Raw genomic sequence first — 6,965 nt, forward strand, 5'->3', positions numbered from 1 at the left:
GCCTACGTCCGCTACTTCGAAGAACCGGAGTGACACGGCGGACCCTTGCACCAGCGCGTCCGGCCGGGTTGTCGGCGCCGCCCGCTGCCCTGGTCGGTACCCGTCCGGGAAGGAGCAGGACGGCGGCGACCCCCACATCACGTGGTAAGACCCCGAGGGAACTCCACCGCCCCGGAGTCCGCGTTCCGAACCGGTCCACGTCCCTCCGAGGAGGACGCGTGGTACCCCCGGGTTCCCCGCACCGCGTCACCGGAGCCTGGACTGGCGACGGTGACGTCCACGCGGCCCGCAGCCCGGCCAGCGGCCCCGGACGGCTGCGGGGGCAGGGCTCTCGGTCCGAGATGGTGCAAGGCTCCCGTCTCCCACCCGCAAGTGGGAGACTTTCGGGAGACGGGAACCTCTTCCAACGGCTCTCAACGACCGCGAAGCTCCCTCAGCGGATTGCCCCGCACTGCGCGGGCACGGGTTCGTTCAGGTCACGCCAGGGCGTGGGAAGAGGCGTGACCAGCCCTTCGCGCGGTGAGGGCGAGCCCGGCGATGAGCGCCACCTCGCCCATGTTCCCCACCGCCAGCGGCACCGTGGGCACGGCCGAGGCCGCGAACATGACGGCGGCGCCCAGCAGCATCCACCCGCTGCGCGCCCGCACCAGCAGCGTCACCCCGACCACGAGCAGCACGACGACGGTCGTCACGGCCGGGACCGGCAGGGCCGACTCGGCGGCCGAGTAGCGCAGCGCGTCGCCCTCGCGGCCGGGCACCAGGGTGAGCCCCACGAGTTCGGTCACGACGCCGTAGACGATGAGGGCGGCCGCCAGCAGCCAGAACCCGGCGCGCACCGCGCGCGGGCGGGCCCAGGCGAGCCCGGCGTCGCGGGCCGCCCCGGCGGCGAAGACGATGAGCAGAGGCGTGACCAGGGCGTGCACCACGAAGCGCGGCAGGTTCAGCGCGAGCAGGAGGTCTCCGGCGCCGATGGTGGAGCCCAGCGCCACGATCCCGTTGTCGTAGACGAGTCCGGCGGCCACGACCGCCACCAGCCAGGTGTGCGGGGAGCGCTGGGAGAGCGCCAGCCGGACCAGCCAGGCGGTCAGGCACAGGTGGGCCAGTGCGAAGGCGGCGAAGAGGAGGGAGGTCATGCGCGTCCTTGTAGCTCGTTTTTCGAGAAGACAGTTTTTCGAGGGTTACCTCGGCAGTCTGCCCCATCGGAGGAACGCCATGCGCGCGGACCGCGCCTGTCTTCGACCCCCTCCCCCGCCGTCGAGGATCCGTCCGCGAGGCTGACACCCCGCGGGAACCGGACCGAGGGACACGGCACGCGGGCGCGGCGGGGCGCTGATCAGGAGCGACGCGGGCCGCGGACCGGGATCGGGCGCACCGCGGAGTGAGGAGGCGGGCCGGATCGCGGACGGGGACGCGGGAGGACCCGGACCGAACCGTGAACGGGATCACGGGGGCGCGGGTCGGGCGCCCCGACGGAGGACGCGGGACCGGCGCGGACCCCGGGGAGCGGCGTGGAGCGGGCACGGGCCGAGGACGGACGCCCGGCGAACGGCGCGGGCATTCCCTGAGGCGGATGTCGGCTTTCCCACGTTCGACCAGCCCCCGGATCGTGACCCCGGTGATATTCTACAGTGGGTGCAAAAATGCCTCTTCTGCACATTTTTGGCCACCCACGGCAACCGAGCAGTCCCGCGGCCTCCCGCGCCGCCCCGTCTTCCTTCTCAGAGGTCCATCCGTGCGCACTTCCCGTCCCTTACCCGACACCGGGCAGCCCTCGATCCTGCGTTCCCTGAGCGGCCTGCTCATAGTGCTGGGCGTGACGATGCTCAGCAGCACGATCGTGTCGGTCGCCCTCCCCCAGATCGTCGGGGCGCTGGACGGCAGCCAGTCGCAGTACACGTGGGTGGTGACCGCGACCCTGCTGGCCTCCACCGCCTCCACTCCGGTCTGGGGCAAGCTGGCCGACCTCTTCGACAAGAAGAAGCTGCTCCAGCTCTCGATCGGGCTGTTCATCGTCTCGTCGCTGCTGTGCGGGTTCGCGCAGACCACCGGCCAGCTCATCGCGTTCCGGGCCGTGCAGGGCCTGGGCATGGGCGCCTCGCAGGTCCTGGTCCAGGTGATCATCGCCGCGATGGTCAGCCCCAAGCAGCGCGGCACCCTCAACGGCTACATCGGCGCGGTGATGGCCGTGGCCACCGTCGGCGGACCGCTGATCGGCGGGCTGCTGGCCGACCTGCCCGGCCTGGGCTGGCGCTGGTGCTTCCTCATCGGCGTGCCGTTCATGCTGGTGGCCCTGGTCGCGCTGAGCCGCACGCTCAAGCTGGTGGACGTGCGCCGCCCCGACACGAAGGTGGACTACGCGGGCGCCGCGCTGATCGCCGCGGGCGTCAGCCTCCTGCTGCTGTGGGTGACCTTCGTGGGCAACGACTTCGCCTGGATCTCCTGGCAGTCCGGGGCCATGGTCGCCGGAAGCCTGCTGCTGCTCGGCCTGGCCGTGTGGGTGGAGGCGCGCGTGTCGGAGCCGGTCGTGCCCCTGCACCTGGTCATGCGGCGCGAGACGGCCATCGCCATCCTGGCCAGCTCCGCGGTCGGCATGGCGATGTTCGGCGGGGCGGTCTTCCTGGGCCAGTACTTCCAGCTGGCGCGCGGCTACTCCCCCACCGAGGCCGGTCTGCTGACCGCCCCGCTCATGCTGGGGACGATGATCTCCTCGACCGTGTCCGGGCGCATGGTCTCGCGTTCGGGACGGGTCAAGTCCTACGTGGTCACCGGCATGGTCACGCTGACCCTGGGCTTCCTGGTGCTGGCCACCATCGACGCGACCACGCCGCTGCTCATCGTGTGCGGGGGCATGGTGCTGATGGGGCTGGGGGTCGGCATGTCCATGCAGAACCTGGTCCTGGTGGTGCAGAACTCCGTCCCGCTGCGCGAGATCGGCGCGGCCAGCGGCACGGTCGCCTTCTTCCGCACCCTGGGCGGCACCATGGGCGTGTCCGTACTGGGCGCCTTCCTGGCCAACCGCGTCTCCACGAACATCTCCGACGGCCTGTCCGAGTCCGGGGTGAGCGCCACCGCCGGAGGCGGGGACGCCGGCACCCTGAACCTGGACGCCATGCCGCCGTTCCTGCGCGAGATCGTCGAGGGCGCCTACGGCACGTCCACCGGCGACCTGTTCCTGCTCGCCACGGGCATCGCCCTCGTCGGCCTGGTGCTGGCGCTCTTCCTGCCCCGGGTCCAGCTGCGGGACAGCCTGGACCTGCCCGATCCGGCCGCGGAGGCCGCTAAGACCGAGGGGACCGAGGAGGCCGCGCGGGCCCCCGAGGCCGGTGCCCCGACGGAGCCGACGAGCACGGTCGGCGCCACGGGCACCGCGCGGACCGGCCGGGAGCCGTCCGCCGACTGACCAACCCCGCACAGGAGAGGCCCTTCCCGGAATCGCCCCCGGGGAGGGCCTCTCGCGTTCGCGCCCGGAACCGGCGGCTCAGCCCCCGGCCGCGGCGCCGACGCCCGCTCCGGGCCGCCGCCAGATCCCCAGCACCCGCGCGAGCACGTACACCGCCGCCGCGGCGAGGAGCGCTCCGACGCCCAGCGCCCAGGGCCCGTAGTTCACCGCGATCAGCGGCAGCAGCGCCGTCAGCATCCCGCCTCCGGCGATCGGGCTGAAGAAGGGCGCGCGCAGCGCGTAGGCCCGCGCGGCGTCGGTCCTGAGCTCCGGGTCGGCCGTGCGCAGCAGCATGAGGCCGACCGAGGCCACCGCCGTCAGCGTTCCGAAGTTGACGATGGCGTGCTCGAACCAGGAGTCGCGGAACATCCGCGGACCCGCCCAGTAGAAGAAGCCCACCGTGACCAGCGCGGCGACCGCGACCAGAACCAGCAGCGGCACGATGTTGCCGAGCACGACGGGCACCGCGATGGACGCGACCGCAGAGACCACCAGCAGGTCGAGCGCGACCCCCTGGATGGCGCGCAGGCTGCCGGGGTCCACCGCCTCGCCCAGCCGGGTCCGCGAGATGACCGCCTGTACGACGCCGCCGCCGATCATAGCCAGCGGGAACAGCGGCATGCCGGGGATCACGAGTCCGAGGAAGTACTGGAGCACCCAGCCGATCAGCACCGCCGCGGCGATCAGCGCCCCGTGGAAGGCCAGTCCGTCGACGAGGTCCTTGTTGAGGGTCACGCGCCCCATCGGGGTCCGCGCCTCCTCGGGCAGGACCTCGGGCGCCTCCTCACCGCGGTCCGCGCTGAGGTGGCGCAGGTGGCCGCGGCGGGCACCGATGTTGATGAGCACCATGCCCACCACGATCCCGAACACCAGCCCGGCGGTGGCCGCCGCCAGCGCGAGCGCGCCGCCGTCGGTCCAGCCCAGTTCGGCGTAGACCGGCCCCATTCCCGCTGCGGTGCCGTGCCCGCCCGGCCAGCCGACCTCGATGACGGTGCCGAACATCGCGTTCACGTCCCAGAAGGGCATGAGCAGCGCGGCGCACACCAGCACGGGGACGCCGATCATCAGGAGGTCGCCCATGTAGCCGAACAGGAGCTGCGGCGCGATGAGGTGGTAGCTCCTGCGCGGGTTGGGGATGCGCACGCCGATGAGCATCGGGGCGAAGACCACGGTGATCAGCACCCCGGGCAACGCGGCCCAGGTGCCGGTCATGCTCTCGGGGAACAGCCCCGCGCCGTAGGGCCCCAGCGCGGCCCCCAGGACGCCGCCGATGAGCGCGGCCGGGACGAACAGGCGGCGCAGCGGGGCGATCAGCAGCCGCAGCACGACCCCGGCGAGCACGAGCAGGCCGAGGACGGTGACGGCGAACAGCAGGGTGGTGACGGCGTCGCCGCCGACTTCGTCTGTGGGGAACACGCTGCTCCTTCGTACGCGCGGATCGGGGGTGGGGTCGGCGGCCGCGTGGGCGGGCCGGACCGGGGTCGCGCGCGGCCCCCGGTCCCGCGCCTGGGTTAGAACCTCGCGAACGAGAAGGGGGCGAGGTTGTCGGGGCGCGCGCCGGTGCGCGCCCAGAACGCGAGCGACTCGGCCACCGCTGGTGCGATGGCGAAGCCGTGCCCGGTCCAGCCGGTGCCGACCAGAGCGTTGGCGGTCCCGGGGATCCGGTCGATGACGGGGATCTCGTCGGCGCTGCACGACTCCGGCCGGGAGGCGTCGGCCAGGTCGAGTTCGGCGTCGGCGAGGTCGGCGTAGACCTCCGCGGCGGCCCGCATGTTGCCGCGCACGTTCTCCTCCACGGTCCGGCCCCGGCCGCTGTCGGCGTCCCAGCGGCCGCGCCACCCGCCGCTCACCATGACGGCGCCGTCGGGCAGCGGCTTCAGCGACAGCGAGCGGTGGTCGTGGCCGACGAGGTGGGTCAGGGGCGGGGTGGAACGGGGGGTCAGCCGCAGCGCCTGCGGCAGGATCCGCCACACCGGCAGCTCCACGTCGAACTGCGTGCGCAGCAGGTCGGCGGCCCCGGCGTTGTTGAGCACCAGCAGCGCCTCCCCCACCTCGTGGCGCTCCCCGCGCGCGGTGCGCACGGCGGTGACGCGGTCCCCGGAGCGCTCGACGGCGGTGACCGGGCTGTGCTCGGCGATCACGGCGCCGCGCCCGCGCGCCGCGTCGGCGAACGCCCTGGTCGTGGCGGTGTGGTCGGCGGTGCCGTCGAGGGGGCAGTACAGCGCCGCCCGCACGGACTCCGAGACACCGGGTTCCCGTGCCAGGACGCCGTCGCGGTCGAGCACCTCGGTGGGCACGCCCAGGCGCCGCTGCACCGCCGCGTGGGTGTGCGCGGCGACCAGCCCGCCCCTGGTGCCGGTGGTCTCCTGCTCGATGAGGAACATCCCACCCGTGCGCTGGTAGCCCGTGGCCGCGCCCAGGCGCCGGTCGAGCGTGGGCCAGATACGGTAGGCGGCCCGCATCAGCGGCAGTTCGCGCAGGTCGCGCCGGTTGGCGCGCACGCCCCGGCGGCCGAAGCCGCCCGAGGCCCCCGAGGCCACCTCGCGGGCCTCCAGGAGCAGGACGTCCGCCCCGGCCTCGGCGAGCTGCCACGCGGTGGCGCAGCCGTGCACTCCGCCCCCGATAATCACAAACTGGTAAGTCATCGGCCACTCCCTCACTGTGTGGTCGGTCTCACGGGAGCGTAGTTTTAACTACATGGTTAGGTCAATGACGAAATGAAAACTTCACCAGAGGAGGGCGGCGGGTTCCGCGAGCGGGTGGGCGCCCGGCTCGACTCGCTCTCCCCCCGCGAGCGCGCGGTCACCGACTTCCTGCTCGACCGCCCCTCGGAGGCCGTGACCGCGTCGGCCGCCGAACTGGCCTCCCGCACGGGCACCAGCGACGCCACCGTCGTGCGCACGGCCCGGTCGCTGGGCTACGGCGGCCTGCGCGAACTCAAGCGCGCGGTCATGGACATGCTCACCACCCGGCGCGACCCCGCCCTGGTCCTGGACCAGCGATTGGAGCGCCTCAGCGGCACGCGCGTGTTCGACCAGGTCCTCGCCGACAGCGTCGACCTGCTGCGGGGGCTGCCCGAGGTCCTCGACGCCGGGGCCTTCGACACCGCGGTCCGCCTGGTCGAGGCGGCCGGGCGCACCGTCGCCTACGGCATCGGACCGGCCTCGGCGACCGCCCGCTACTTCGCGGTCGAACTGGGCCGGATGGGCCGCCGGTGCACCGTCCTGGAGGCGACCGGGTTCCGGCTCGCCGACGACCTGCTGGGCATCGGCGGCGACGACGCCGTGGTGGTCTTCGCGCCGCTGCGGCTCTTCCGGGAGATCGACGCCCTCCTGGACCACGCGGCCGAGGTCGGGGCGCCCGTCGTCGTGGTCACCGAGGCCGTGGGCGAGGCCGTCCGCGAACGGGTCGAGGCGGTCCTGACCACCCCGCCCTCCACCTCGGGCGCCGCGAGCGAGAACCTCGCGAGCTGGCTGGTGGCCCACGCCCTCACCATGGAGCTGGCCGCCCGCGACCGCACCGGATC

At 73.3% G+C, this 6,965-nt stretch carries 5 protein-coding genes; 2 read left to right on the forward strand and 3 right to left on the reverse strand.

The features are described 5' to 3' along the window. Positions 1-476: 476 nt before the first annotated feature. Entirely contained in the window at positions 477-1,133 is a 657-nt protein-coding gene (locus tag DQW06_RS15985) for a hypothetical protein (RefSeq protein ID WP_117198825.1), read from the reverse strand. 686 nt (positions 1,134-1,819) lie between these two features. Between DQW06_RS15985 and DQW06_RS15990 the strand changes: the two genes are divergently transcribed. Beyond that, a complete protein-coding gene (locus DQW06_RS15990) occupies positions 1,820-3,400 on the forward strand; it encodes an MDR family MFS transporter (protein WP_232051716.1) in 1,581 nt (526 codons plus the stop codon). A 78-nt stretch (positions 3,401-3,478) separates the two neighbouring features. Here the strand turns inward: DQW06_RS15990 and DQW06_RS15995 are convergent, their stop codons facing one another. Together DQW06_RS15995 and DQW06_RS16000 are read right to left on the reverse strand one after the other, a co-directional pair. Continuing rightward, positions 3,479-4,855 (reverse strand): sodium/glutamate symporter, encoded by a 1,377-nt coding sequence (locus DQW06_RS15995; RefSeq protein WP_013153399.1) that lies wholly within the window; start codon positions 4,853-4,855, stop codon positions 3,479-3,481. A gap of 95 nt (positions 4,856-4,950) precedes the next feature. Further along, positions 4,951-6,084 carry an FAD-binding oxidoreductase gene (locus DQW06_RS16000; RefSeq protein ID WP_013153400.1) on the reverse strand — a complete coding sequence of 378 codons (1,134 nt, stop codon included), beginning with the start codon at positions 6,082-6,084 and terminating at the stop codon, positions 4,951-4,953. Positions 6,085-6,156: 72 nt separating this feature from the next. Between DQW06_RS16000 and DQW06_RS16005 the strand changes: the two genes are divergently transcribed. Then, positions 6,157-6,965 (forward strand): MurR/RpiR family transcriptional regulator (locus DQW06_RS16005; protein ID WP_232833044.1); only part of this gene is annotated, 809 nt, incomplete at its 3' end.

Origin of the sequence: Nocardiopsis sp. TNDT3, assembly GCF_003427465.1 — a bacterium.
Taxonomy (GTDB): Bacteria; Actinomycetota; Actinomycetes; order Streptosporangiales; family Streptosporangiaceae; genus Nocardiopsis; species Nocardiopsis dassonvillei.